Here is a 23803-nt window from a genome sequence, read left to right on the forward strand (position 1 = left end):
GCGCCTACTCCGCCGGCTTGATGACGTACCCGGCGCCCCGCACGGTGTGGATCATGGGCGGGTGCACGGCGTCCACTTTCTTGCGCAGGTAGGAGATGTAGAGTTCCACGATGTTTGCCTGGCCGCCGAAGTCGTAGTTCCACACCCGGTCCAGGATCTGGGCCTTGCTGATGACGCGCTTTGGGTTCTCCATGAGGTATCGCAGCAGCTCGAACTGGGTGGCCGTCAGCTGGAGCTCCTCGCCCGCGCGGGTCACCTCCCGGGTGTCGACGTTGAGCACAAGGTCTCCCACTACCAGTTCCGCAGTGTCCATGGCGGCAACTCCGGAGCGCTGGACCAGCCGGTGCAGCCGCAGCAGGACTTCCTCCATGCTGAAGGGTTTGGTCACATAGTCGTCGCCGCCGGCAGCGAGGCCCACGATCCTGTCCTGGACCGCGTCTTTGGCGGTCAGGAAAAGCGCGGGAACCTCGGGTGCGAAAGCGCGGATCCTGTTCAGGACCTCGACGCCGTCGAACCCTGGAATCATGACGTCCAATACCAGGACGTCGGGGCGGAAGTCCTTGGCCAGCTTCACCGCTTCCGGGCCGTCGGCAGCTACTGCCACGGACCAGCCCGCCATGCGCAGCCCCATGCTCATGAGTTCAGAGAGGCTGGGTTCGTCATCCACGACGAGGGCCCTGATGGGGGAGCCGTCCGGATGGGTGAGTTTGGGGAGGTTGTTTGTCATGGAGTGCGACGTGGCCATGGGACAACTTTCCGATTATTGGTTTAAGCCCGGCTATGGCATTCCTGTGACCAAGCTGTGAATCCCAGCCTAGCGAGCTGGATGCCGGAAATGCGGCTGCTCCTGCGTGGCCGCTGCTGCGGGATTGCCGTCGCGCGGCAGTTTTCCGGGAAAATTTCTTGTCCGAAAACGCGGGCGGCTGGACACGCCAGCAAGGCGGTGAGTGGGATTTCCCTATCAGTCCCAGTCTTGAATATTTTCGACGGGAAGCACCATGCTGTCGAACAAAATTCTGCCTAGGGGCGGAATCGGACGCCTCCAAGGGATAACAAGCGTTATTTTTATGGCTCCGCCAGAATCGTGATTTGCGGCACATTAGCCCAGTTCGTCTCATTATGCGGACGATCGCGTCCATTGTTACTTGCAAGTTGGCATTGTTACGCTGCACACTTCCAATGTGAACAAGAACTCAACAGCACCTGCAGACGCAGAATATTGGCCCAGCACATCCGCTGCTGCCGACATGCGCTGTTGTCGAATGCACGCCTGACCTTCCCACCCTCCGAAGTTCTTAGGCATTCGCCCCCAGCCCAGCGTCGGGCGCCCCTCCCCAGTTCGCATTGCGGGGAAACCCAGCATTCGGGCCGTGATGACGGCCATTCACATTGAGGTAAGCACTTATGTCAGTTGCATCCGGATACGTCCACATCTCTGTCCGTAACGCCGCCAAGGCGGGCCAGCAGACCGGCCTCCGCCCCGGCTTCGGCCCCCGCCCTGCCCTTGCTCCCTCTGCTTCCGGAAGCAACTTTCCCGCCCAGGGCTACGCGCCCCAGGGCTATAACCCCAATTCCTACGGGCAGCTCCGTGCCGTCCAGCCTGCCGAGGCGGCACCGATGACGGCCCCCACTCCCGTAGTGGCCGGTCCGGCTGCTGTCCGGCCTGTCGCCAGTGACAACGTAGCCCGCGGATTCGTGCTCTACATGGGCATCGACGAGGAAACCGCGGCGGCCGCCGGGACCTCCATCGCCAAGCTGGCCCAGGAAATCCGCGCCTACGCCCAGTCCCTGGTGTCCGGGGCCGAAAGCTACGCAGCCGTCGCCGTGGCCCCCGCAGGCACTCCCGGTTCCGCGCTCGATGTCGTCCGTTCCACGTTCGGTGACCCCACCGTCAACACCCGCCCGCGCACTGACGCCGCGCGTCCCGCGCAGGCCCAGGAGCCGCGCCCGTCCGGTGTCCTGATCGACCTCGCCCGCCGCGAAGTCCACCTGGACGGCGAGTCCCTCAACCTGACGTTCAAGGAGTTCGAGCTCCTGAACTACCTTGTGGAGAACGGAACCCGCACCGTGGGCCGCGATGAGCTCCTGGAAGGCCTCTGGCGCAACGCCGAAGAGGTCCCCAACGAGCGCACCATCGACGTCCACATCCGCCGGCTGCGCTCCAAGCTGGGCCGCCTCGCCAACACCGTGCGCACCGTCCGCGGCCAAGGATACCGGTTCTACGAGCACCCCGAAGTGGTTGTCTGGGCCGCTCCTGAATACTCGATCTAGGTCTTTTGCGACCGCGCCAAAGCGGCTTTCTGCCGTGCCTTAGACACCTCCTTCGTTCCTCAGTCGGCGATGCGGCACTACGCAGAAAGTCGCTTTCGCGCGTCCGGACCCTGTGAGCACTGGCCTCCGCAGCTGCCGGGGCTGGGGTCATCGTGCACTTCATTGGCGGGCTATAGGCTAGGGCCATGAGTGGGCACCATCTTCGACGGCTTGTGATCATGCGCCATGCCAAGGCCGACTGGCCGGGCGGGGTGGCCGACCACGAGCGTCCGCTGGAGGAGCGCGGCCACCGGGAGGCGCCCCTGGCCGGCCGCTGGCTGCTCAAGCACAACATCGTCCCGGACTTCATCCTCTGCTCCAGTGCCCTGCGGACCAGGCAGACCTGCACCTGGGTGTGCTCGGAGCTGGGGGACAAAGCGCCCACCCCCAAGCTTGAGGACGGGCTGTACGCTGCCTCAGCACTTCGGATGCTGACGGTCATCAACCACGTTCCGGACACCGTGACCACATTGATGGTGATTTCACACCTGCCGGGGGTCCAGGACCTGGCAATGCACCTCGCCTCGCGGGATTCCGACCACCATGCCTACATGGACGCTGCCACCCGGTACCCCACCAACGCCCTCACCGTCCTGGAGACGGAGAAATCCTGGGCCGAACTGGACGGACAGGACGCCCGCATCACCAAGTTCAAGGTTCCCCGGGCCCACTAACCTGGCGCCCATCCTGCCGGGCCGGCAGGAGTTACCGGCGCGGCGTGGTTTTGGCCCTCGTTTTCGGCGGCGTCCTGGCAGGGGAAGCGGACGACGACGGCCGGTTGGCGGCGCTTGAAGGCACCCGCGCGGGCGCGCGGAGGCCCCCTGCCTGCTGGGCCGGTTTGCGCTGGGCTGTTCCCTTGGCGGCCGGCCTGCCCGCCGCCGTCCGGCCCTTCACGGAAGCGTCCCTGCCGGCCGTGCCCCTTGTTGCCGTGCCCTTTCTTCCGGGGCCCCGTCCAGCCGTACTCCGTCCAGCCGTGCCTTTCCGCGACAGCGCGTGCAGCCGGCGCCCGCGGGGCCAGGCCGCACCGAGGAACAGCACGAGCAGGGTAACCACGGCTGCAGTGGCAGCGCCGAAAAAGTAGTTGTCGGGGTCGTCAGTGGGCAACGGCGTTCCGACGAACGAGGACTGGCCGGCGAAAGCCAGTTCCCACGTGCTGACGAAGGCGAGGGAAAAGCCGATGGTGAGGCTGGTGCCCGCGCCGGCCACGAGCAGGGCTAGGCGCCGCCCCCGGTTCAGGATCTCCGTGATGCAGGCCAGGCACGCCAGCGCCAGGACACCGAGGAACGCAATGAATACCGGCTCGGCTAGCGTCATCCCGGTCAGCACCAGCAGGCCGGCCGCAACAACACCGGAAATAACCGCGAACTTTCCGCTCTTCCCCATGGGTCCAATCATCCCTGAGCTGAGGGTTGCTTCAGCACGTAGCCGCGCATGATGGCCATGATTGCTGCAACGCTTTGGTCACGCGTCCGCTCGGGGTGGTATGTCTGGCGGTCCAGTCCCACCACGAAGCAGGCCCCGAAAATGGCGGTTTCCAGGCTGCCCCGGGAAACCGACGGGTCCACCGGGTATGCCTGCGCCACCTTCTCCACTGCCTCCCCGATCACGCCGAGCAGCTCGCCGCGAAGGACGGCGAAGGTGCCCTGCCACTCGCTGGGCGTACGCCAGTTTTCGCTGACCCAGAGGCGCGCGAAGGACGGGTAGTCCGCCATGAAGTCCAGGGCCTGTCCGATCATTGCCTCCATGGCCAGCAGCGGGTCGCTTGCCCGGGGGCCAGCCCCGGCTTGGCCCCCGGGCTGGCCTGCTCCCTGTTCCGGTGCTCCCAGGAGGCGGGCCTTCAGGATGTCCACCCCATGCCGCAGCAGCTGCGCGATGAGCTCCGACTTGCTGCCGAAGTTGTAGTAGACGGTTCCCTTGGAGACGCCTGCCGCAGCGGCGATCTCATCAACCGTGACGCCGGCCGCACCCCGCTCGCCGATGAGTTCCATGGACGCCTCGAAGAGTTTCTGGCGCGTAGCGGTAGTCCGGGCGGTGCGCAGGCTCTTCGCCGCTACCGGTGGTTCCGTGCTCATACCGCAATCTCAGGTTTCAGCGTCTTCAGGGTCCAGTACTTATTCCGGCGCACCGCAACCGTGGACATGGCCGCCCCCAGGGCGGTATAGCCCACCAGGCCCAGGACCGTGGGTGCGATCATGGTCAGGTCCCCGCCATAGACCAGGTGCCGCATCCCGGCCACTACATAGCCCATGGGCAGGACCTCATGCACCACGTGGAGCGGCTGCGGAGTGGTTTGCCACGGGAAGGTCCCGCCGGAGGACACCAGCTGCAGGACCAGCAGGATGAGCACCACGAGTTTCCCCGGAGAGCCGAGCAGCGCCACAACGCCTTGGATGAGGGCACTGAACGCCATTGCTGCGGCCAGCATAAAGAACCACATCAGGACAGGGTGGGCGGGATTGAGCCCCAGGGCAAGATTCACGACCAGGGTGAGGAGGGTTGCCTGCACCGCCGAGACCGCCAGGAACGGGAGCCAGCCGCCCAGTGCGATCTTCCAGGACGCCGCATTGGACGCCAGCGCCCGCTGGGTGATGGGACGCATTGCCTGGACCAGCATGAAGATGCCGATCCACAGCGCGAGGGCGAGGAAGAACGGTGCCAGCCCGGCCCCGTAGGACTCGGCCTTGGCCTGTGAGACGTTGCTGACCGCCACAGGGTCTGCCATGACGCGGGAGATGTTGCTCTTCTGGGCGTCATCGGGGTTGGGCACCTGCCCGGCGCCTTTGCCGATTTCGTCCGCCAGCGTGCGTGACCCGCCCGCTGCTGTCCCGGCACCATTCATCAGCTGGGCCGCCCCGGCATCCACACTGCTTGCTCCGTCAGCAAGACGGCCGGCCGCGTCGAGCGCGGCCTGTTCTCCGGTGGCCAGTGCGGCAGCCCCGGTGTGCAGCTGGTCGGCGCCGGACGAAGCCTGCGACACGGCGTCCCTCAGTGCCGGCGTGCCAGCGGCGAGCTGCGCCGCGCCGGCACTGACAGACTGTGCCCCGTCCGCCAGTTGCTGGATCTGGGCGGCATCTGCCTGGATTCCCGTTTTGGCGGCAGCCATTGGGCTCGAGCCGGCTGTGGCGTCGAAGTCGGCCAGGATGCTGTCGGCCTGCTCCTGCGTAAGGACGCCTGCCGCGATAAGCCTGCTGTTTGATTCCAGCACTCGTGTCCGGAGCCCCTGGTCTGCGGCTTCCAGTTGGGCTGCAACGTTCTGCACCTTGGCGTTCAGCTGCGCGTTTCCGGCTGCCACCTGGGCTGCACCGGCGGCGAGGGTACGGGAATCGGTGGGCAGCGTGGACGTCTTGTCCTTGAGCGTGGAGAGTCCGCTGCTGAGCTGGCCTGCGCCGTCGGTCAGCTCGTTGGCGCCGTCGCGCAGCTTGGCCTGCCCGGCATAAAGCCCGCCGGCGCCGTTGCTCAGCTCGGAGGTGCCCTCATGGAGGGCGGCGGCTCCGTCGCGGAGCAGCGCCACGCCGTCCGCCACCTGGCCCGCGCCGTCTGCCGCCTTGACCATCTGTGTGTGGATGGTGCCAAAACCCGTCAGCAGCTGGTTGGCCGTTTCCTCGCCCACCTCCGTGGCAACGGTGCTGTGGACGGCAGTGGTGAGTTTATCCACGATGGTGCTCAGGAGGTAGTTGTTGGCATCGTTGGTGGTGACGTTCAGCATTGCCTGGCTGGCGGAATCGAAACTGCCGGGGGACACCAGGTTGGCCGAAAAGTCCCGGGGAATTTTCAGGGCGAACGCGTATTCGCCGTTGCTGACACCTTGGTCCGCCTCTTCCGTGGTGGCTACGGGTATCCAGTGGAACACGTTGCCGTCCACCAGGCTGTCCGCCACCTTCGCCCCCGCGTCAAGCCGCGTTCCGTCGCTGGCCGGGGCTCCGGCGTCCTCAACAACAAGGGCTGCGTCGACGTGGTCGAGGTTGCCATAGGGATCCCAGTTTGCGTAAAGATAGACGGCGCCGTACAGCAGGGGGACCATGGTCAGCGCGAGGATGGTCAGCTTCGGCAGCAGCCCGCCGGTCATCCTCTTGAGTTCGGAGCGGGCCAGCCGCAGTATCGTCATTTGGCAACCTCTGTTTCGAGTTCAGCAGTTTCCGCGGCATCCCCCGTGGCGGCGTTGCCGATGGCAACGCTGGGTCCGTTCCACGACGGCGGGAGGGCGCCAACAGTGGCGACGACGGCGAGCGGCCGTCCGCCGTCGAACGCCAGCCGCTGGAGCCGCGGCAGCCACTCGGAGTCACCGTGCCGGTCGGGGGAATCGACCACCAGCAGGTCCGTGCGCGGATTGGCCAGCGCAAGCGCGGTCAGGAGCTCGAGCCGCCGGCCCGGATCCAGTTGCTCGGTCCAAAGGCCGGCGATGTCCTCGAAGCTGTTCACCTTCAGCCACGGACTGCTGAGCAGGGCGCCCCGGTAGCGGCGCGGGATCAGGGCCAGGTCCTCCGTGACAAGGTCCCGGACGCTGAGGTGCTGCTCCGGCTCGTTGACGCCCGGGGAATCCACCAGGGCGCTCGCCAGCCGGCGCGGCTTGACCCGCTCGCTGCCGTCCCAGGTGATGCGGCCTCCGGTTGCCGTCATCCTGCCGCTGAGGACCAGCGCAAGGGCCGTGCGGCGGTCCTGCCGTCCGCCGGTGGCCAGCAGGAGTTCACCGCGGTTAACGTGGAGGGAAGTGGCCGGAAGCAGGGGGTCCCTGCGCCCCCTGACCGAGAGCAGCTGAGCTGAGAGCAAGATTGGCCTTTCGCAGAATGCGTCCAGCTCCAGCCTAACTAAACTGACCGGTCAGTTCAAATAGCGGCTGGTTCGACGCCCTACAGGCCGTATTTCTCCAGGAGCCGCAGCCAAACCTCACTGATCGTGGGGTAGGAGGGGACCGCATGCCACAGCCGGTCAAGCGGGACCTCGCCCACGACGGCGACCGTAGCGGCGTGCAGGAGCTCGGCGACGTCCGGGCCGGCGAACGTGGCGCCCAGCAGTACCTTCCGGTCCTCGTCGACCACCAGCTGCGCCCACCCCTCATAGTTCTCCGAATGCAGTGAAGACCCGGCCACCTGGATGGGGAGTTCCACCGAAGAGGCGTTGTAGCCGTCCTCGCGGGCAACTTCCAGCGTGCGGCCTACGGTGGCAACCTCAGGATCGGTAAAGACGACGTTGGGTACGGCATGCTGGTTGGCGGTCTGGGAATAGCGGCTCCAGTCCGCCGGCCGCCCGGTCAGTTCGCCCTTGGCCCGGGCCGTGATGGCGTCGCCCGTCGCCCGCGCCTCGTACTTTCCCTGGTGCGTCAGTAGGTTCTTGCCCGCCGCGTCACCCACCGCATACAGCCACGGGTCGTCGCCCGGGATGCCCTCCACCAGGCCGGAACTATCCGTACTGAGGGTCAGGCGGCCGTGGCTGTCCGGCTCGATGCCGACGCTTTCCAGCCCCAGGCCCTCAAGGGCGGGGTGCCTGCCCGTGGAGACGAGGACCTTGTCAGCGATGACCGTTGACCCGCCGGCCAACTGCAAACTGAAGGTGCCGTCGTCGTTCGCAGTGATGCCCTCCGTCACGGTATTGAGCCGGATGTCCACGCCGTCCGCGCGCAGGCCCGCGGCAACCAGACTGGCTGCCTCCTCCGGATAGTTCCCCAGCAGCCTGCTGCGCGCCACGAGCGTCACGGCGGATCCGAGGCGGGCGAACGCCTGGGCCAGCTCCGTCCCGGCAACACCCCCGCCCAGGACAGCCAGCCGCTCCGGAATTTCGCTGGCCGAGGTGGCGTCCCGGGTTCCCCAGACCTGCACGTCCTCAAGCCCTTCGATCGGGGGCATGTTCGGCATTGACCCTGTGGCCAGCACCACCGCGTGTCGCGCCCGCAGCAGGTGGGAGGTGCCGTCCAGCCCCGCAACCTGGACCGCCTTGGGAGCCGTAAGCCAGGCATGGCCCCTGATGAGGTCGATGCCGGAGTCCTTGACCCAGGCAACCTGGCTGTCATCCTGCCAGTTGGACGTGAAATGGTCCCTGCGCTTGAGCACTGCTGCAGCATCCAGGGTCCGCGTGACGGCTTCCTTGGCGCCCGGCGTCGTCTGCGCAGAGTGCAGCGCCGTTCCGGGCCGAAGCAGGGCCTTTGACGGCATGCATGCCCAGTAGGAGCACTCGCCGCCCACCAGCTCCGCCTCCACCAGCACCACGGAGAGGCCGCCCTGGACGGCGCGGTCCGCAACGTTTTCCCCCACGGCGCCTGCGCCGATCACCACAACGTCAAATTCCTGCTTCACAGGCTCGGGCATCATGGGGACAGCCTACGCCCGGGAGAATGCGGATGTGGGTCAACGCAAAAGGTCCGCACCGGCGAACCGGTGCGGACCTTGTTGGTGCGCCCAAAGGGATTCGAACCCCTGACCTTCTGTTCCGTAGACAGACGCTCTATCCAGCTGAGCTATGGGCGCATTCCGTGTTCCTGGAGAAGAACCGCTCTCCCTGAACCTCGAATTACTTTACGCGAGGGTTGGCTGGGATGCCAAATCGAGGGGCGTGTAATCTCGGCTACTAGACCGGTATAGGTGACCTTCGTCACTTTGTCGTAGAATTTCAGCTTGAAGTTCCTTGATTTCCCGCGGAATTCCATTTCTGTGGCCTCAAATCGTCAGCATACGTCCCAAAAACCCCAGTGGTCCGGACCATAGCATTTAGGACACACCGATGAACCCGAGGAAGGGAACCGAAATGGGCGATCTGGCGCAGAAGCCGCTGCTTGAGAAAGCACCCACCACACATGCCGGTCTGCTGGCGTGGGTCGAAGAGGTTGCAGAGCTAACGCAGCCGGACCGCATCTACTGGGTGGACGGGTCCGAAGAGGAAAACACCCGGCTGACCGATGAACTGGTGGCAGCCGGCACCCTGACGCGGCTGAACCAGGAACTGTTTCCGAATTCCTTCGCTGCCTTCTCCGACCCCGCAGACGTAGCCCGCGTTGAGGAGCAGACGTTCATCTGCTCGGAAAACAAGCGTGACGCCGGGTTCACCAACAACTGGATGGCTCCCGCCGAGATGAAGGAAAAGCTGCGCGGGCTGTTCGCCGGCTCCATGCGCGGCCGCACCATGTACGTCATCCCCTTCGTCATGGGCCACCTTGACGCTGAGGACCCCAAGTTCGGCGTCGAGATCACGGACAGCGCCTACGTTGTTGCCTCGATGCGGATCATGGCCAACATCGGAACCGCGGTGCTGGACAAGATCACCGAGACCAACGCGTTCTTCGTCCCTGCCCTGCACTCGCTGGGGGCCCCGCTGGAACCCGGCCAGGCCGACGTCGCATGGCCCTGCAACCCGGACAAGTGGATTGTCCACTTCCCCGAGGAACGGTCCATCTGGTCCTTCGGCTCGGGCTACGGCGGCAACGCCCTCCTGGGCAAGAAGTGCTACGCCCTCCGCATCGCCTCCGTGATGGCCCGCGACGAAGGATGGCTGGCTGAGCACATGCTCATCCTCAAGCTCACCTCGCCGGAGAAGAAGTCGTACTACCTGTCGGCGGCCTTCCCGTCGGCCTGCGGCAAGACCAACCTGGCCCTCCTGGATCCCACCATTGAAGGCTGGGAAGTCGAGACCCTCGGCGATGACATCACCTGGATGCGGATCGGCAAGGAAGGCGAACTGCGCGCCACCAACCCGGAGGCCGGCCTGTTCGGTGTCGCTCCGGGCACCGGCTGGGGCACCAACCCCAACGCCATGCGCGCCATCGCCAAGGGCCACAGCATCTTCACCAACGTGGCCCTCACGGACGACGGGGGCGTGTGGTGGGAGGGCATGACGGACGACGTTCCGGCCCATCTCACCGACTGGGAGGGCAACTCCTGGACTCCGGATTCGGACAAGCCTGCCGCCCACCCGAACTCCCGGTTCTGCACGCCCATCTCCCAGATCGACATGCTGGCCGAGGAATACTACAGCCCCGAAGGCGTGGAGCTTTCCGCCATCCTCTTCGGCGGCCGCCGCAAGACCACGGTTCCCCTGGTGACCCAGGCCCGCAGCTGGACAAACGGCATCTTCATGGGCTCCACGCTCTCCTCGGAGACCACGGCCGCCGCCGCCGGCCAGGTGGGCAGGCTCCGCCGCGACCCCATGGCCATGCTCCCGTTCATCGGCTACGACGCCGGCGACTACCTCAAGCACTGGATCAGTGTCTCGGGGAAGGCCAACCCCGAGCGGCTGCCGCACATCTTCCTGGTGAACTGGTTCCGCCGCACCGCCGACGGCGGCTTCGCCTGGCCGGGCTTCGGGGACAACGCCCGGGTCCTGAAATGGGCCATCGAGCGCATCGAGGGCAAGGCCGCTGCCGTGGAGACGCCCATCGGCTACGTTCCCACCGGTGACTCGCTGGACCTCACGGGCCTGGACCTTACCCACGCACACGTGGAGGAGGCCGTCCGCGTGGACCGGGAGGAATGGGACGCCGAGCTGGCGTCCATCGAGGACTGGTACGCGCAGTTCGGCGATTCACTCCCGGACGCGCTGCGTGCCGAGCTGGACGCCCTGAAGGGGCGCATGGCTGACCACAGCTGACCAGCCGGCATCAAGCAGGCATAACGACGGCGGCGCCGCACCTTTTGGGAAAAGGTGCGGCGCCGCCGTCGTTTCCCACCGGCCCGCCGTCGATTGCTCCGCACCTGTCGTTATGGAACTCCAAAACGACAGGTACGGAGCAATCGATTCAGCTGGCGAGCCAGATGTCGGGGCCGAACACTTCGTAGTGGATCCGGGTGGCCGGGATGCCGGCGTTGATGGCTTCGTTGCGGATGTTCTTCATGAACGGCAGCGGGCCGCACAGGTACAGGGACGCATCCGCCGGCAGATCCACCTCACGCAGGGACATGAAACCTTCCCTGGCTCCGTCCACGGGCTCTTCGAGCCACAGCTGAAGCTCGGCGCCGTCCAGGCGCTCGACGTCGTCCGTCATCTGGCTGCGCAGCGCCCAGCTGTCCAAGGTGCTTTCCGCGTGGAGCACCAGCACCTGCCGTTCGGACCCGGCCTCTGCCAGGGACCGAAGGATGGAAGCGGTGGGGGTGCAGCCGATGCCCGCGGACGCCAGCACCAACGGCCCGTCGCCCTCCTTCAGGGTGATCTCGCCGTAGGGGTTGGAGATCTCCAGGACGTCGCCAACCTGCACGTTGTTGTGGAGCACGGGGGAGACCTCGCCGCCGTCGTCAAGCTTGGTGGTGAAGCTTCGGCTGGTGCCGGCCTCGCCGGAGAGCGAGTACTGGCGCACCTGGCGAAGGCCTTCCGGCAGGGTCACCTTGACGCTGATGTACTGGCCGGGAAGGGCCGGGGTGACCGGGGTGTCGTCGGCCGGTTCGAGGGTGAAGGTCATGGAGCCTGCGCCGGCGGGGGTCTTGGCCGCCACCCGCCACGGCATCCACATCCGGTCATTGGCCTGGGCGGCGTAGAGGCCCTTTTCGAGCTTGATCAGGGCGTCGGCCATCAGCCAGTACACCTCGGTCCAGGCGTCCGCGATTTCCGGGGTGATGACCTCCGCCAGGTCCTCGGCGATCGCGGCGAAGAGGTGCTCGTAGACCACCTGGTACTGCGGTTCGGTGATGCCCAGGGACGCGTGCCGGTGGGCAATGCGGGAGAGGACGGTCTCGGGAAGGGTGCCCGGGTTGTTGACCAGGTGGGTGGCGAAGGCCGCGATACTGCCTGCCAGCGCCTGCTGCTGGTTGCCGGAGCGCTGGTTGGAGCGGCTGAACAGGCCGTCCAGGAGTTCGGGGTGGGCGGCGAACAGGCGGGCGTAGAAATTGGGGGTGATAGCGCCGATCCGGGATCCGACGAGGGGCAGCGTTGCTTCAATGACGGGGCGGGATTTTTCCGAGAGCATGGGAACTCCTGAGGTAGTGACCGGGGCCTTCGTCCGGCCTTTGCGAATACCTGCATTCAAAATGCTGGTTTTCATACCCAATTTCTACATCTTGTAGAAGATGGAAGCAAATCGTCCGGTAATACAGGCCTGGCCCGGGTATCAGAGCCCCGGGCGGAGACCGATCATGCTGAAGACCGGGGCCATTTGGCCGGACACGGGGAGGTCCGCAATGTTGACGGAATCGAGTTCGTGGTAGAACGCCTCGCGCGCCCGGGACAGCGCGGAGCGGAGCCGGCATTCGTTGATCAGGGGGCAGTTCCCGCCGGGAGCCACGCAGTCTGCCGCGTCGGTCCGGGTATCGAGCTGCCGCAGGACCTGCCCCACGGTGGCATTGCGGCCGGCGTGGCTAAGGCGGGAGCCGCCGGTCCGGCCGCGGACCACCTCGAGATATCCGAGGGTGCGCAGCTTCGCCATCGCTTTGCTGACGTGGTTGTAGGGCGTCCCTACGGAGTCGGCGATGTTCTGCGTGGTCAGCAGGGCACCCGCGGGAGCTGCCGCAAGCACCATTAGGGCGCGCAGGCTGACGTCGGCGAAGGCGTTGATCTTCATGGCGGCGCGGCCGGTCTAGTCCACCCAGATCGCGGGCTCGCTGGCGTCGGCCGCCAGCTCCCCAAATTCCCATGTCTGGGTACCCGCGTTCGCCGAGTAAGGCAGCACGGCAGCAAAGACAGAGCCGTCGCGGTGCTCCGCCGCCACGTGGATGGCGTCCGAGTCCTCCTCCACCAGCAGGATGTCGCAGACCACGGCGGCAGCCCGGAAGTCCTCCCGGTTCTGCCGTAGCAAAGCTGTGAGGTCGCTGATCATGGCGTCGGCATCAAAGTCGCCGTCCGAACCTTCCGCGGCATCTGCCGGCGAGACGGCCACCAGCCGCACCTCGCCGTCGTTCTGGACGGTCAGGGCGAAGGGCAGGAAGCCGCCGCTGCGGTGGAGTTGCTCCTGGGCGGCACTGACGCCCGTGCCCAGGAGGTTCTCCAGATCCGTGGCGGTGGCTTCCGGCACCGAGCCGCGCCAGGAGCCCTGTTCTTCGGAGCCCGGCTCCGGGGTCTGTGTCACGCTTGCCTACGCCCGGACAATCGACAGGACCCGGTCCCGGACCCGTTCCATGGTGGCGCGGTCGGTCGCCTCGGCGTTAAGCCGGAGGAAAGGTTCGGTGTTGGACGGACGCAGGTTGAACCAGTAGCTGCCGTCATTGGCCGTGAACGTGCTGCCGTCCAGGGTGTCGATGGTGATGTCCTCGTCCGCGAAGGCAGCGCGTACGCGCTCGACGGCGGCGGGCTTGTCGTCGACCTCGGAGTTGATCTCGCCCGAGCTGACGTACGGCTCGTACTCGCGGCCCAGTTCCGAGAGGGGGCCGTCCTGTTCGCCCAGGGCTGCCAGGACGTGCATGGCCGCCAGCATGCCCGTGTCCGCGTTCCAGAAGTCACGGAAGTAGAAGTGGGCTGAGTGCTCCCCGCCGAAGACCGCGCCTTCCTCCGCCATGACCGCCTTGATGAAGGAGTGGCCCACGCGTGTGCGGACTGCCCGGCCGCCGTCGTGCTCCACGAGCTCTGACACGGCGCGCGAAGTGAGGAGGTTGTGGATGATCGTGGGGGTTGCCTCGCCCAGGGCCTTGGCGCGGGCAATCTCGCGGCGCGCCACCATGCCGGTAATGGCCGACGGCGACACGGGCTCGCCCTTCTCGTCCACCACGAAGCAGCGGTCGGCGTCACCGTCGAACGCCAGGCCGATGTCCGCACCGTGTTCCACCACTGCCGCCTGCAGGTCGCGGAGGTTCTCCGGTTCCAGCGGGTTCGCAGGGTGGTTGGGGAAGGAACCGTCCAGCTCGAAGTAGAGGGGGACGATGTCCAGGGGCAGCTTGGGGAGCAGGGTGTCGCCCAGCACTGCAGGGGTGGTGAGGCCTGCCATGCCGTTGCCGGCGTCCACAACAACCTTCAGCGGCCGGGAACCGGACAGGTCCACGAGCTTGCGGAGGTATTCGGAATAGTCCTTGAGGACGTCGCGGACACCGATGAGGCCGCGCTTCGCCGCGGCCGGGATGGTGCCGGTGTTGAGGTACTGCTCGGCGAGGGCCTGGATGTCCTTAAGGCCGGATTCGGAAGAAATGGGAACGGCTCCGGCCTTGGACATCTTGATGCCGTTGTAGCCGGCCGGGTTGTGGCTGGCGGTGAAGGTGGCGCCGGCACGGTTCAGGTAACCGCAGGCGAAGTACAGTTCGTCCGTGGAAATCAGGTCCAGCAGCTCAACGTTGGCGCCGCGGGTGGCTGCGCCGTTGGCGAAGGCCTTGCTGAATTCCGGGGAGGACGGGCGCATGTCGCCGCCCACCAGGATGGTCTGGCCTTCGAGCTGGAGGACGTCCACGAAGGCGGCGCCCACGGCTTCGACGATTTCGGCGGTGATGGACTCGCCCACGATGCCACGGACGTCGTACGCCTTGAAGGATGCCGAAAGGTCAAAAGTCGTTGTCTGTTCGCTAGTCACGGGCTTTATCTTACGTGGGCCGCGGAAGTGGCTGTGGAGGACGGGTGGGGGCCGGCGTATGTGACGCGAAGCTGCGGTGGCGGGGTTTCCACATAGGGCGCTCCGGTGTGCCTCGTGTCGGAGGCGGCTGGGATACTGAATCAATGGTCGATAACCAGCACGCCACCAACCTCATTGAACCCGCAACCGTTCCTGAACCGGCAAATGCCGGCGTCCTTCCTTCTTCGGCAACCCACGCGCAGGCGCTCGCCGTTCTCCGTGAGCTGGTGGGCAACCCGGCGGCCGGTTTCCACGAGGGCCAGTTTGAAGCCATCGAGGCACTGGTGGATGACGGCCGTAGGGCTTTGGTGGTGCAGCGTACGGGTTGGGGAAAATCGGCAGTCTATTTCGTGGCCTCCCTGCTCCTGCGCCGCCGCGGGGCCGGACCCACGCTTATCGTGTCGCCACTCCTCGCCCTCATGCGGGACCAGGTAGCCGCGGCTGCCCGGGCAGGAGTGCGTGCCGTGGCCATCAACTCCGCGAACCAGCTGGAATGGGACACCGTCCGCGAACAGCTCGCCGCTGACCAGGTGGACGTCCTGCTCGTGTCCCCGGAACGGCTGACCAACCCCTCCTTCCGCGAAAACCAGCTTCCCGAACTTATCCGGCGCACAGGCCTGCTGGTCATCGACGAGGCACACTGCATCTCAGACTGGGGCCACGACTTCCGGCCCGACTACCGCAGGATCGCCGACCTGATAACCCAGTTGCCGGATTCGGTTCCCGTGCTGGCCACCACAGCCACCGCCAACTCCCGGGTGGTTCACGACATCGAAGAGCAGCTCGGCGCCGGCGTCCTCACCATCCGTGGTGCGCTGGGCAGGGATTCGCTGCGGCTGGGAGTCCTGTCACTTCCTGATGCCAAGCAGCGCCTGGGCTGGCTGTTGACGCATCTGGCCGACCTTCCCGGCAGCGGCATCATCTATACGCTGACGGTGTCCGCGGCGGAGGACACAGCGCGCCTCCTGGCGGAGGCCGGCCACGAGGTGCTGGCCTATACCGGGCGCACGGACCCCGCAGACAGGGAACGCGCCGAACAGCTCCTGAAGGACAATGAGGTCAAGGCGCTGGTTGCCACGTCCGCGCTAGGCATGGGTTTTGACAAGCCCGATCTCGGCTTCGTGGTCCACCTCGGAGCGCCGTCCTCGCCGGTGGCTTACTACCAGCAGGTTGGGCGTGCCGGCCGTGGGGCGGCGAACGCCGATGTCCTGCTCCTGCCGGGTGCCGAAGACCGGGACATCTGGCAGTACTTCGCCACGGCTTCCATGCCGTCGGAGGAAAAAGCCGCCGCCGTCCTCACGGCGCTCGCCGAAGCAGGCACCGCACTGTCCACAGTTGCCTTGGAAGCCAGGGTGGACCTTCGACGCACTCCGCTGGAACTGCTGTTGAAAGTCCTCTCAGTGGATGGCGCCGTGGAGCGGGTGGGCGGTGGATGGCGGTCAACTGGCCGGCCCTGGGCATACGACGCCGAGCGGTACCGGCGGATAGCTGAGGCCCGCGTGGACGAGCAGGACTCCATGGTGATCTACCAGGACACTGCCGGCTGCCGGATGGAATACATCACGTCCGTGCTTGATGACGAGACCGCCCACGCCTGTGGCAGGTGCGATAACTGCGCCGGCCGGTGGTTCCCGGCGGAGATTGCCGAGCAGGCCACCGCGGCGGCCGGCCAGACCCTCAGCAGGGCGGGCGGAGTACTGGAATCGCGGCTGCAGTGGCCCAGCGGCATGGACCGCCTTGGTGTTCCGGTGAAGGGGAAGCTCAAACCTGCAGAAGGAGTCTCCGAGGGGCGGGTCCTCGCACGGCTGACAGACCTGGGCTGGGGCGGGGCATTGCGGGAGCTGTTTGCGGCCGGCGCGGGGGACCGGCCCGTTGACCCGGGCATGCTTCAGGCATGCGTCCAGGTACTGCGCGAATGGGCCGGCGGTGACCCGCGCAACCCTGCGTGGAGCGGTGCCGGACGGCCGGCCGCCATTGTCAGCATCCCGTCGCGGGGCAAGCCTGAGCTGGTGGGGTCCCTTGCGAAGGGAATTTCGGAGATCGGACGCATCCCGTACCTCGGCGAGCTTCAGTTGGCCCACGGTGGCCCCACGGGAAACCGCGGGGGCAACAGCGCCTACCGGCTGGCGGGGGTGTGGGACCGTCTGGTGGTGGGGCCGGAGCTTGAGGCCGCGCTGGGCTCGTTGCAGGGCGGCAGCGTGATGCTGGTCGATGACATCGTGGACAGCAGGTGGACGCTCACCGTGGCGGGCCGGGCTCTTCGCCAGGCCGGGGCTGGTGCTGTGCTTCCGCTGGTGCTGGCCCAGGCGGGCTGACTCTGGGCTCGCTAACCTAATCCGGCAGGGCTTGGACCCCGCAGGGCCTGGACGCGCTGCGCTTGGACCCCGCAGGGCCTGGACGCGCCGCGCTTGGACCCCGCAGGGCCTAGACCCGCTGGGCCCCGCGCCGGCTGACTTCCGCTCCGGCATGCCGTGGCAGGAACAGGCTGTCCGCCGTGCTCGCCAGCATCAGCACCGCCATGGCGAGGAATGCGCCGCGGAAAGGTCCGGCGGAATGAGCTGGAAAGCTGTTGAGCCCGTCGAACAGCCGGATGAGCAAGGCCCCAATGGCAATGCCCGCAGCAGTGGCGAGCTGGACCAGGGTGGCAGACACAGTATTTGCCGAGGTGAGCTGCGCCGGCGCGATGTCGGCGTACTGGACCGACGCGTAGGCGGAGAACCCGATTGAGCGGAAGGCGCCGCTGCAGACCAGCAGGGCAAACGTCAGCGGCTCTGGCGTTTCTGCCGTGAGCAGGGCGCAGAGGATGAACGTGGCTGCAGAGGCAAGGGAGGCGAAGACGAGCATCGCCTTGAAGCCAAAGCGCCGGATCAGCGGCGTGGTGGCCGGCTTGATGCCGATGTTGCCGATGAAGACGGCCGCCACCATGGCACCTGCGTGCAGCGGGGACCAGCCGAACCCGGCCTGGAACATCAGCGGCAGCAGGAAAGGGACGGAGCTGATGGCCAGCCGGTAGGCGAACCCGCCGGTGGCCATCGCCCTGAACGTGCGGGTGCTGAACACCCCGAGGTCAAAGAGTGGATTGGGGGTCCTGCGCATCCAGAACACGGCGCAGGCTGCAGCCGTCACGCCGAAACCTGCGCTCAGGGCCGCCCAGGGGGCGGCAGGATGGGCGCTCACCAGTTCAAGGCCAGCCACCAGGGCGCCCACGCCCAGCGTGGTAAGGGACAAGCCCACCCAGTCCAGCCGCCGTCCGCCGTCGCCCGCGGCAGCAGGAACCAGCCGGAGTGCCGCCAGCAGTGCGGCCACACCCAGCGGGAGGTTGATCAGGAAGATCCAGTGCCAGGAAAGATAGGTGGTCAGGGCCCCGCCTACCAGCGGTGCGAGCACTGGCGCCAGGAGCCCGGGCCACACCAGGAACGCAGTGGCGCGCAGGAGGTCCGCCTTCGGCGTCCCGCGAAGGACCAGCAGGGTTCCCACCGGCACCATCATGGCGCCGCCGAATCCCTGCGCGGTCCGGCTGAGGGTGAGGGCAACCAGGTCCTGGCTGAGCGAACAGGCCAGGGATGCTGCCGTGAAGATCGCAATGGCAAGGCAAAAGATGCGTCGGGCACCAAAGCGCTCAGCCAGCCAGCCGCTGAGCGGGATACCCATGGCAACGGTCAGCAGGTACGCCGTCATGGTGATGTTGACGTCCGCGGCGGGCACCCGGAAGTCGGCAGCGATGTTGGGGATGGCCGTGGTGAGGACTGTGCCGTCAAGGAACTCCATGAAGAAGGTGGCGGCCACCAGGAGCGCCAGGCGGGGGCTCCACGCCTGCACCGTGCCGTGCGCCTCATCCACCGTGTCGCTTGCTGCCATCCGACAATCCTGCCACCGCCGGGACGGGCAAGGCGCCGGGTGTCCGTCCCACGGACGGATACGTCCGGGGCGTTGAACCTGCCGGGGAACGCAAAAGGCCCCGGTCCAGGACCGGGGCCAAACGCGGAGACGGGGGGATTTGAACCCCCGGTGGAGTTGTGCCCCACACTTCATTAGCAGTGAAGCCCATTCGGCCGCTCTGGCACGTCTCCAATTGCTATTCCTAGCCCACCAAGGATACGCAGAACGGGGCATGCAGTGCAAAACGGATCGCCCGGGCCTCCAAAGGACTCCCCGGCTGCCCGGTGCGGGCTTCACCCCGGCGGCTGTCCGCCCCGGACCATCCTGATTTCGCGAAGGTCTTCCCACCCGGGAATCACGTCGGCGGCGCCGTCAGGTTCAAACCCGAAGTGCCGGTAGAAGCCAATGGCGCGCTGGTTGTCGGCGGCCACCCACAGGCTCGCCGCCTCATTGCCCAGCGCTGCCGCCAGGAGGCGGCGGCCCAGGCCCAGCCCCTGGTGCGACGCCAGCAGGTACAGCCCCCACAGTTCCAGGTCCCCGGACGACGGCGGCGCAAACCCGTGCGACGCGGCCCCAGGCTCCCTGCGGATGCCGGCAAACCCAACTACCGTGCCGCCGTCGGACGCCACCCAGGCATGCGCGGGTTCGGCGGCTTCCAGCAGGTGGCGCCACAGCTGCAGCCGCGAACCGGTCTTCTGCGAGGCCAGGAACCCGTCGGACAGCATCCCGCGGTAGGTCTCCTGCCAGCAGAGGACGTGAACCTCGGCCAGCCGCTCCACGTCGGAGGCCGCCGCCCGCCGCACCTCGAGCGCCATCGCTACGAGGCCCCGCCCGCCAGTGCCTTCCACAGGAAGTGCTGGCTGCGGGCCTGCAGCGCCGCAGCCTGCCGGTTGTCCGACGCCCCTGCGTGGCCGCCCTCCAGCGCCTCGTGGAACCAGACGTTGGGGATGCCCATGGCCAGCATGCGGGCTGCCATTTTGCGCGCCTGGACGGGGCCAACCCGGTCGTCGGAGGTGGCCGTCCAGATAAACGTTTCCGGGTACTCAACCCCGTCCTTGAGCAGGTGGTAGGGGGAAAAGGTCTTGATGTACTCCCACTGTTCCGGGACGTCAGGGTCGCCGTATTCGGCAATCCAGGAGTGCCCGGCCGAAAGCCTGGTGTAACGGCGCATGTCCAGCAGCGGCACGCCGCATGAGACAGCTCCGAAAAGCTCCGGGTACCGGGTAAGCATGTTGCCTACCAGCAGCCCCCCGTTGGACCCGCCGACGCAGCCCAGCCGCTCCCGTGAGGTGACTCCCCGGGACAGAAGATCCCTCGCAACGGCCGCGAAGTCCTGGTACGCCTTGTGCCGATTCTCCTGCAGCGCCGCCCGGTGCCACGACGGCCCGTATTCGCCGCCGCCGCGGATGTTTGCCACGACGTAGACGCCGCCCCGGGAGTGTGGTGCCCCGCCGTCCGCGTTTGGCGCACCGGACGTGCGCCGTTCCAGCCAGGCCCTGCCCACCGTGCCGCTGTACGCCGGCGTGCGCGAAACCTCGAATCCGCCATATCCGGAAAGCTGGGTGGGGTTCTGCCCGTCCAGGGCCAGGTCCCGGGAAGCCACCTGGAAATACGGAACCCGGGTCCCGTCGTCGGACACGGCGAAGTGCTGCTGCACTTCATAGCCGCCGTCATCGAAGAACGACGGCGACGCCTTGACCACCGCGTGCCGGCTCACCACGCCGGGGGGACCGGACGCCGCACGCTCCAAGCTGCCGCGCAGCAGCGTGGTAGGGGTGGTAAAGCCCGTGGCGACGAGCCAGAAGTCGTTGCCCGCACCGCCGTCGGCCTCGTCTTCGTCGTCCACTGCATAGGCGTTGACGTCATGCAGCGGCGGGCAGGCATCCAGCGGCGACGACGCCCACGCGGCCTGGGCATTGTGCGTTGGCCGGAAGGGATCCAGCACCCGGATTTCGGAGGACACGTCCTTCAGGAGGTTCAGCAGCAGGAAGTCCCGGGTCCAGCTCCAGGACTGCAGGGACGTATTCGCATCCGGGGTGAACAGCACGGCCAGGTCGGCTGAACCGGCCAGGTAATCCTCGAACCGGGCAGCGAGGAGCGAGCCCGCCGGGTACGTTGACGTGCCAAGCACCCAGTCCTGGCGCGGCCGGAACAGCAGCCATTCCCGATGCGCGCTGACATTCACATCGGTGGGCACGTCGATCTGGACCCAGGATCCTTCACGCAGCACCAGGTTCCTGCGGTTGAAGAAATCGATGTAGTCAACGGCGAAGGTGCGCTCAAAACCGGGGGTGGAATCGTGGGCAACCACGGCCATCATGTGGTGCTCGGGGACCTCGAACAGCCGCGGCGCTCCGGCCAGGGAATCCCCGCGTTTGAGCGTGACGGCCGTCCGGGCGTAGGAGGAAGCGGTCTTCGGCAGCCCGTCGGCGGTGGAGGCCACCAGCAACGTTTCCGCGTCCAGCCAGGAAACGTTTCCCTTCGCCGTCGGCAGGTCAAAACCGCCCTGGGCGGGGTCCACGAAAGTCCTGCCCTCCACGTCGAATTCGCGGTACCGGTTGGCGTCGCCGCCGTCGGGGGAGAGGGCAAGAAGTGCATGCCGGTACGGTTCCCCGGAAGCGGGGCGCAGGAAGGTGGCGCCGTGGAAAACCCATTCCTGGCCCTCGGCTGCCGCCAGCGCGTCGACATCGAGCAGCACATCCCACTCGGGGGAATCCGTGCAGTAGCTCTCCCAGGTGGTGCGCCGCCACAGGCCCTTGGGGTTCTTCGCGTCCTTCCAGAAGTTGTAGTACCAGTCACCGCGCTTCCCCACCATGGCGATCCGGTCCGTGGAGTCCAGCACCTCCAGGATGCTGCCTTCCAGTCCGGCGTAGTCCGCGTCCTCCAGGAGGTCCTCCGTGCGCGAATTCTGCTCTTTCACCCAGGCAAGCTGTTCCTCGCCGTAAATGTCTTCGAGCCAGGCGTTTTCGTCAGTGGGCTCGGGCGCGATGTCCCGCGGGCCGGTTCCGGAGGGGTTGCCGGTTCCGGAGGCGGGCGCTGGATCAGCTTCAGTGGTGGTCATGCGCCCCATCCAAACAACACCGCGGACGGCTGGCAAGTCAAGCGTTCAGCCCACACTCTGTTTCCAGCCCGTACGCTGGAGGGCGTGGAAAAAACGCAGAGCATCCGGACCGCCATCATCGGCGCAGGTCCGCGGGGCACCAGCGTGCTGGAACGCCTGCTTGCCCGCCGTGCTGCGCAGACCGCTTCCGGTGCAGGAACGGTGCGTCTCCACATCGATGTCGTCGACCCCTTTCCGGCGGGCCCCGGGCACGTGTGGCAGCCGCAGCAGTCCCGGCTGTTCCTGATGAACACGCAGTCCTTCTACCCCACGCTGATCCCCGAGGACCCTGACCTGGCGCCGCCGGTCGCAGGAACCACCTTCGACCTGTGGCGGGCGCGCCAGCAGCGCAACCCCTCGCCGTCCCTAAGCGGGGAGGACCTCGCTGAACTGGCCGCCCTGGGCCCGAACGGCTTTCCCAGCCGGGCCCTCTACGGCCGTTACCTTCGCAGCACGCTGGAGGAGCTGACGTCCAAAGCGCCCGACGGCGTCACCATCGACTTCCACGAAACGTCGGCACAGTCCGTGCGCCCCGCGGGGGACGGAACGTTCGACGTCGGCCTGGCCACTGGAGACACGCTGCGCACCGACGCCGTGGTGCTTGCGTTGGGCCACGTCCCGTCCCGCCTGAACCCCGAACAGCGCGAACTGCAGGCGTCGGCCAAGCGGTTGGGCCTCCGATACTTCCCGCCGGCTGTACCTGCGGACGTGGACTGGTCCCTGGTTCCCGCAGGGGAGCCCGTCCTGGTCCGCGGCATGGGCCTGAACTTCTTCGACACCATGGTGCAGCTGACCGAGGGCCGCGGCGGAAAATTCATCAGCAACGGAACGGCGCTCCGGTACGAGCCGTCGGGCCAGGAACCGCGGATCATTGCCGCCTCCCGCCGGGGAACGCCCTACCGGGCGAAAGCTGCCCTGGACGGCTACTACCCGGCGTCGGTCACCCTGCGCTACTTCACCGAAGCGGCGCTGGAACGGTTCCGCACCGCAGGAATCCGCCCGGCGTTCGACCACGATTTCTGGCCGCTCCTGCACCGTGACGCTTTGTGGGCGTACTACTCCACCCTGGTGCGTTCCCAGCCGAACGCGGTACCGGATCCGGCGGCCTTCCTCGCCGCCCTTGATGAGGCGCTGCATCCGCACGCGCACAGTGCCGCGAACTGGGAAGACAGCGTGGAGAGCGTGCTGGCCGTGCACGTGGGGCCACGGCACCGGCTGGACCTGCCGGCGCTCGCCGCACCCCTTGCCGGACGATCCTTTGCCTCACGCACCGAACTCGATGCCGCCGTCGTCGACTACCTGCTGGACGACGCCCGCCGGTCCGCGCTCGGGGAAGATGACCCCGTGAAGATGGCCATTGGGGCACTCCACCACGGGCGCGCCGTGCTGAAGACAGCAGTGGCCGACGGCGGCATCACCGATGAATCCTGGGTGGCGGGACTGCGTGGCTGGTTCGAGTCGTTTGTGGAAGGACTCGCCAGCGGGCCTCCGGCCCTGCGCTCCGAGCAGCTGGCGGCGCTGGCCAGGGCGGGGGTGGTGAGCTTCGTGGGTCCAGACCCCAAGTTCTCAGTGGACCGGAAGAACGCCGCCTTCACGGCGTCGTCACCTTGGGTGGCCGGAGCTCCGGTGGCTGCCCGGACCATGGTGGAGGCGCTCGCGCCCGGTAACCGGGTCTCGGCCAGTGATTCGCCGGTGCTGGAGCAGCTGCTGGCGGACGGCCTGGTCCGGCCGCGGCTGATGATGACGGTGGAGGGTGCCCCCGTACAGTCCACCGGCCTGGATGTGGTGCCGCATCCCTACCGTCCCGTGGCAGCCAACGGCTCGGTGACCGGAGGCCTGTACGTGCTGGGACTCCAGCTCTCATCGGTCCAATGGGGCACGGCCATCGCCGCCGAGGCCATCCAGCCCGGCGGCCCAAACTACCGCAGTGGCCAGCGGACCCTTCGCGACGCGGACGAAATCGCCGGGGCAATACTCGCGCTGTAACTGCCCGGAGGTTGCTTCAAGCAGTCGGAACCCGGCGCCCGCAGGCTTTTGCCGGCAAAACGAAGGACCCCTGCCGGCCAGCATGCTGG

At 66.9% G+C, this 23803-nt stretch carries 18 protein-coding genes and 2 tRNA genes; 5 read left to right on the forward strand and 15 right to left on the reverse strand.

The features are described from left to right. Positions 1-4: 4 nt before the first annotated feature. Positions 5-745, reverse strand: a complete 741-nt coding sequence (locus SMD14_RS03480; protein WP_157239174.1) for a response regulator transcription factor — start codon at positions 743-745, stop codon at positions 5-7. A gap of 659 nt (positions 746-1404) precedes the next feature. On the opposite strand from SMD14_RS03480, the gene SMD14_RS03485 reads away from it, so the two are divergent. Both SMD14_RS03485 and SMD14_RS03490 read left to right on the forward strand, forming a co-directional pair. Next, positions 1405-2271 carry a winged helix-turn-helix domain-containing protein gene (locus SMD14_RS03485; RefSeq protein WP_321215334.1) on the forward strand — a complete coding sequence of 289 codons (867 nt, stop codon included), beginning with the start codon at positions 1405-1407 and terminating at the stop codon, positions 2269-2271. Positions 2272-2456: 185 nt separating this feature from the next. Continuing rightward, positions 2457-2984: a histidine phosphatase family protein gene (locus tag SMD14_RS03490; RefSeq protein ID WP_321215335.1), complete on the forward strand. Its 528-nt coding sequence runs from the start codon at positions 2457-2459 to the stop codon at positions 2982-2984. A gap of 31 nt (positions 2985-3015) precedes the next feature. On the opposite strand, the gene SMD14_RS03495 is transcribed toward SMD14_RS03490, so the two are convergent. The 6 genes from SMD14_RS03495 to SMD14_RS03520 all read right to left on the reverse strand — a co-directional run bounded on the left by SMD14_RS03495 (position 3016) and on the right by SMD14_RS03520 (position 8768). Beyond that, positions 3016-3693 carry a hypothetical protein gene (locus SMD14_RS03495; protein WP_321215336.1) on the reverse strand — a complete coding sequence of 226 codons (678 nt, stop codon included), beginning with the start codon at positions 3691-3693 and terminating at the stop codon, positions 3016-3018. An 8-nt stretch (positions 3694-3701) separates the two neighbouring features. Then, entirely contained in the window at positions 3702-4382 is a 681-nt protein-coding gene (locus SMD14_RS03500; RefSeq protein WP_321215337.1) for a TetR/AcrR family transcriptional regulator, read from the reverse strand. Next, the gene (locus tag SMD14_RS03505; protein WP_321215338.1) at positions 4379-6415 is read right to left on the reverse strand and encodes a YhgE/Pip domain-containing protein; all 2037 of its coding nucleotides are present in this window, start codon (positions 6413-6415) and stop codon (positions 4379-4381) included. Before SMD14_RS03505 ends, SMD14_RS03500 begins: the two co-directional genes overlap by 4 nt. Further along, on the reverse strand, positions 6412-7077 hold the full coding sequence (locus SMD14_RS03510) for an ABC transporter ATP-binding protein (RefSeq protein WP_321215339.1): 666 nt from the start codon (positions 7075-7077) through the stop codon (positions 6412-6414). Before SMD14_RS03510 ends, SMD14_RS03505 begins: the two co-directional genes overlap by 4 nt. Before the next feature lie 80 nt (positions 7078-7157). Then, positions 7158-8609 (reverse strand): dihydrolipoyl dehydrogenase family protein, encoded by a 1452-nt coding sequence (locus SMD14_RS03515; RefSeq protein WP_409339716.1) that lies wholly within the window; start codon positions 8607-8609, stop codon positions 7158-7160. An 82-nt stretch (positions 8610-8691) separates the two neighbouring features. Further along, a tRNA-Arg gene (locus tag SMD14_RS03520) sits at positions 8692-8768 on the reverse strand. Positions 8769-9045: 277 nt separating this feature from the next. Between SMD14_RS03520 and SMD14_RS03525 the strand changes: the two genes are divergently transcribed. Continuing rightward, positions 9046-10881, forward strand: a complete 1836-nt coding sequence (locus SMD14_RS03525; RefSeq protein ID WP_321216215.1) for a phosphoenolpyruvate carboxykinase (GTP) — start codon at positions 9046-9048, stop codon at positions 10879-10881. 148 nt (positions 10882-11029) lie between these two features. On the opposite strand, the gene SMD14_RS03530 is transcribed toward SMD14_RS03525, so the two are convergent. The 4 genes from SMD14_RS03530 to SMD14_RS03545 form a co-directional block, all read right to left on the reverse strand. Beyond that, a complete protein-coding gene (locus SMD14_RS03530; RefSeq protein WP_321215341.1) occupies positions 11030-12190 on the reverse strand; it encodes a globin domain-containing protein in 1161 nt (386 codons plus the stop codon). Positions 12191-12331: 141 nt separating this feature from the next. Then, complete coding sequence (locus SMD14_RS03535) at positions 12332-12781, reverse strand: Rrf2 family transcriptional regulator (protein ID WP_157239159.1); 450 nt, start codon at positions 12779-12781, stop codon at positions 12332-12334. Positions 12782-12796: 15 nt separating this feature from the next. Further along, positions 12797-13285 (reverse strand): hypothetical protein, encoded by a 489-nt coding sequence (locus SMD14_RS03540; RefSeq protein ID WP_321215342.1) that lies wholly within the window; start codon positions 13283-13285, stop codon positions 12797-12799. Positions 13286-13291: 6 nt separating this feature from the next. Next, complete coding sequence (locus SMD14_RS03545; RefSeq protein WP_321215343.1) at positions 13292-14710, reverse strand: phosphomannomutase/phosphoglucomutase; 1419 nt, start codon at positions 14708-14710, stop codon at positions 13292-13294. 143 nt (positions 14711-14853) lie between these two features. Here SMD14_RS03545 and SMD14_RS03550 point away from each other — a divergent pair, with 143 nt between their 5' ends. After that, complete coding sequence (locus tag SMD14_RS03550) at positions 14854-17064, forward strand: RecQ family ATP-dependent DNA helicase (RefSeq protein WP_321215344.1); 2211 nt, start codon at positions 14854-14856, stop codon at positions 17062-17064. 109 nt (positions 17065-17173) lie between these two features. Here the strand turns inward: SMD14_RS03550 and SMD14_RS03555 are convergent, their stop codons facing one another. The 4 genes from SMD14_RS03555 to SMD14_RS03570 all read right to left on the reverse strand — a co-directional run bounded on the left by SMD14_RS03555 (position 17174) and on the right by SMD14_RS03570 (position 21689). Continuing rightward, a complete protein-coding gene (locus SMD14_RS03555) occupies positions 17174-18607 on the reverse strand; it encodes an MFS transporter (protein ID WP_321215345.1) in 1434 nt (477 codons plus the stop codon). A gap of 124 nt (positions 18608-18731) precedes the next feature. Next, a tRNA-Ser gene (locus SMD14_RS03560) sits at positions 18732-18819 on the reverse strand. Positions 18820-18921: 102 nt separating this feature from the next. After that, positions 18922-19476, reverse strand: a complete 555-nt coding sequence (locus tag SMD14_RS03565) for a GNAT family N-acetyltransferase (RefSeq protein ID WP_321215346.1) — start codon at positions 19474-19476, stop codon at positions 18922-18924. Further along, complete coding sequence (locus tag SMD14_RS03570; protein ID WP_321215347.1) at positions 19446-21689, reverse strand: prolyl oligopeptidase family serine peptidase; 2244 nt, start codon at positions 21687-21689, stop codon at positions 19446-19448. The genes SMD14_RS03565 and SMD14_RS03570 overlap by 31 nt, the downstream gene beginning before the upstream one ends. 84 nt (positions 21690-21773) lie before the next feature. Between SMD14_RS03570 and SMD14_RS03575 the strand changes: the two genes are divergently transcribed. Further along, on the forward strand, positions 21774-23714 hold the full coding sequence (locus tag SMD14_RS03575; protein ID WP_321215348.1) for an FAD/NAD(P)-binding protein: 1941 nt from the start codon (positions 21774-21776) through the stop codon (positions 23712-23714). Positions 23715-23803 lie beyond the last annotated feature (89 nt).

Source organism: Pseudarthrobacter oxydans (genome assembly GCF_034258515.1).
Lineage (GTDB): Bacteria > Actinomycetota > Actinomycetes > Actinomycetales > Micrococcaceae > Arthrobacter.

Coding starts and splice junctions, on each gene's coding strand:
- SMD14_RS03570 (WP_321215347.1), bottom strand. CDS start 21,689: ATGACCACCACTGAAGCTGATCCAGCGCCCGCCTCCGGAACCGGCAAC.
- SMD14_RS03525 (WP_321216215.1), top strand. CDS start 9,046: ATGGGCGATCTGGCGCAGAAGCCGCTGCTTGAGAAAGCACCCACCACA.
- SMD14_RS03495 (WP_321215336.1), bottom strand. CDS start 3,693: ATGGGGAAGAGCGGAAAGTTCGCGGTTATTTCCGGTGTTGTTGCGGCC.
- SMD14_RS03550 (WP_321215344.1), top strand. CDS start 14,854: ATGGTCGATAACCAGCACGCCACCAACCTCATTGAACCCGCAACCGTT.
- SMD14_RS03480 (WP_157239174.1), bottom strand. CDS start 745: ATGGCCACGTCGCACTCCATGACAAACAACCTCCCCAAACTCACCCAT.
- SMD14_RS03555 (WP_321215345.1), bottom strand. CDS start 18,607: ATGGCAGCAAGCGACACGGTGGATGAGGCGCACGGCACGGTGCAGGCG.
- SMD14_RS03515 (WP_409339716.1), bottom strand. CDS start 8,609: ATGCCCGAGCCTGTGAAGCAGGAATTTGACGTTGTGGTGATCGGCGCA.
- SMD14_RS03490 (WP_321215335.1), top strand. CDS start 2,457: ATGAGTGGGCACCATCTTCGACGGCTTGTGATCATGCGCCATGCCAAG.
- SMD14_RS03505 (WP_321215338.1), bottom strand. CDS start 6,415: ATGACGATACTGCGGCTGGCCCGCTCCGAACTCAAGAGGATGACCGGC.
- SMD14_RS03530 (WP_321215341.1), bottom strand. CDS start 12,190: ATGCTCTCGGAAAAATCCCGCCCCGTCATTGAAGCAACGCTGCCCCTC.
- SMD14_RS03500 (WP_321215337.1), bottom strand. CDS start 4,382: ATGAGCACGGAACCACCGGTAGCGGCGAAGAGCCTGCGCACCGCCCGG.
- SMD14_RS03535 (WP_157239159.1), bottom strand. CDS start 12,781: ATGAAGATCAACGCCTTCGCCGACGTCAGCCTGCGCGCCCTAATGGTG.
- SMD14_RS03485 (WP_321215334.1), top strand. CDS start 1,405: ATGTCAGTTGCATCCGGATACGTCCACATCTCTGTCCGTAACGCCGCC.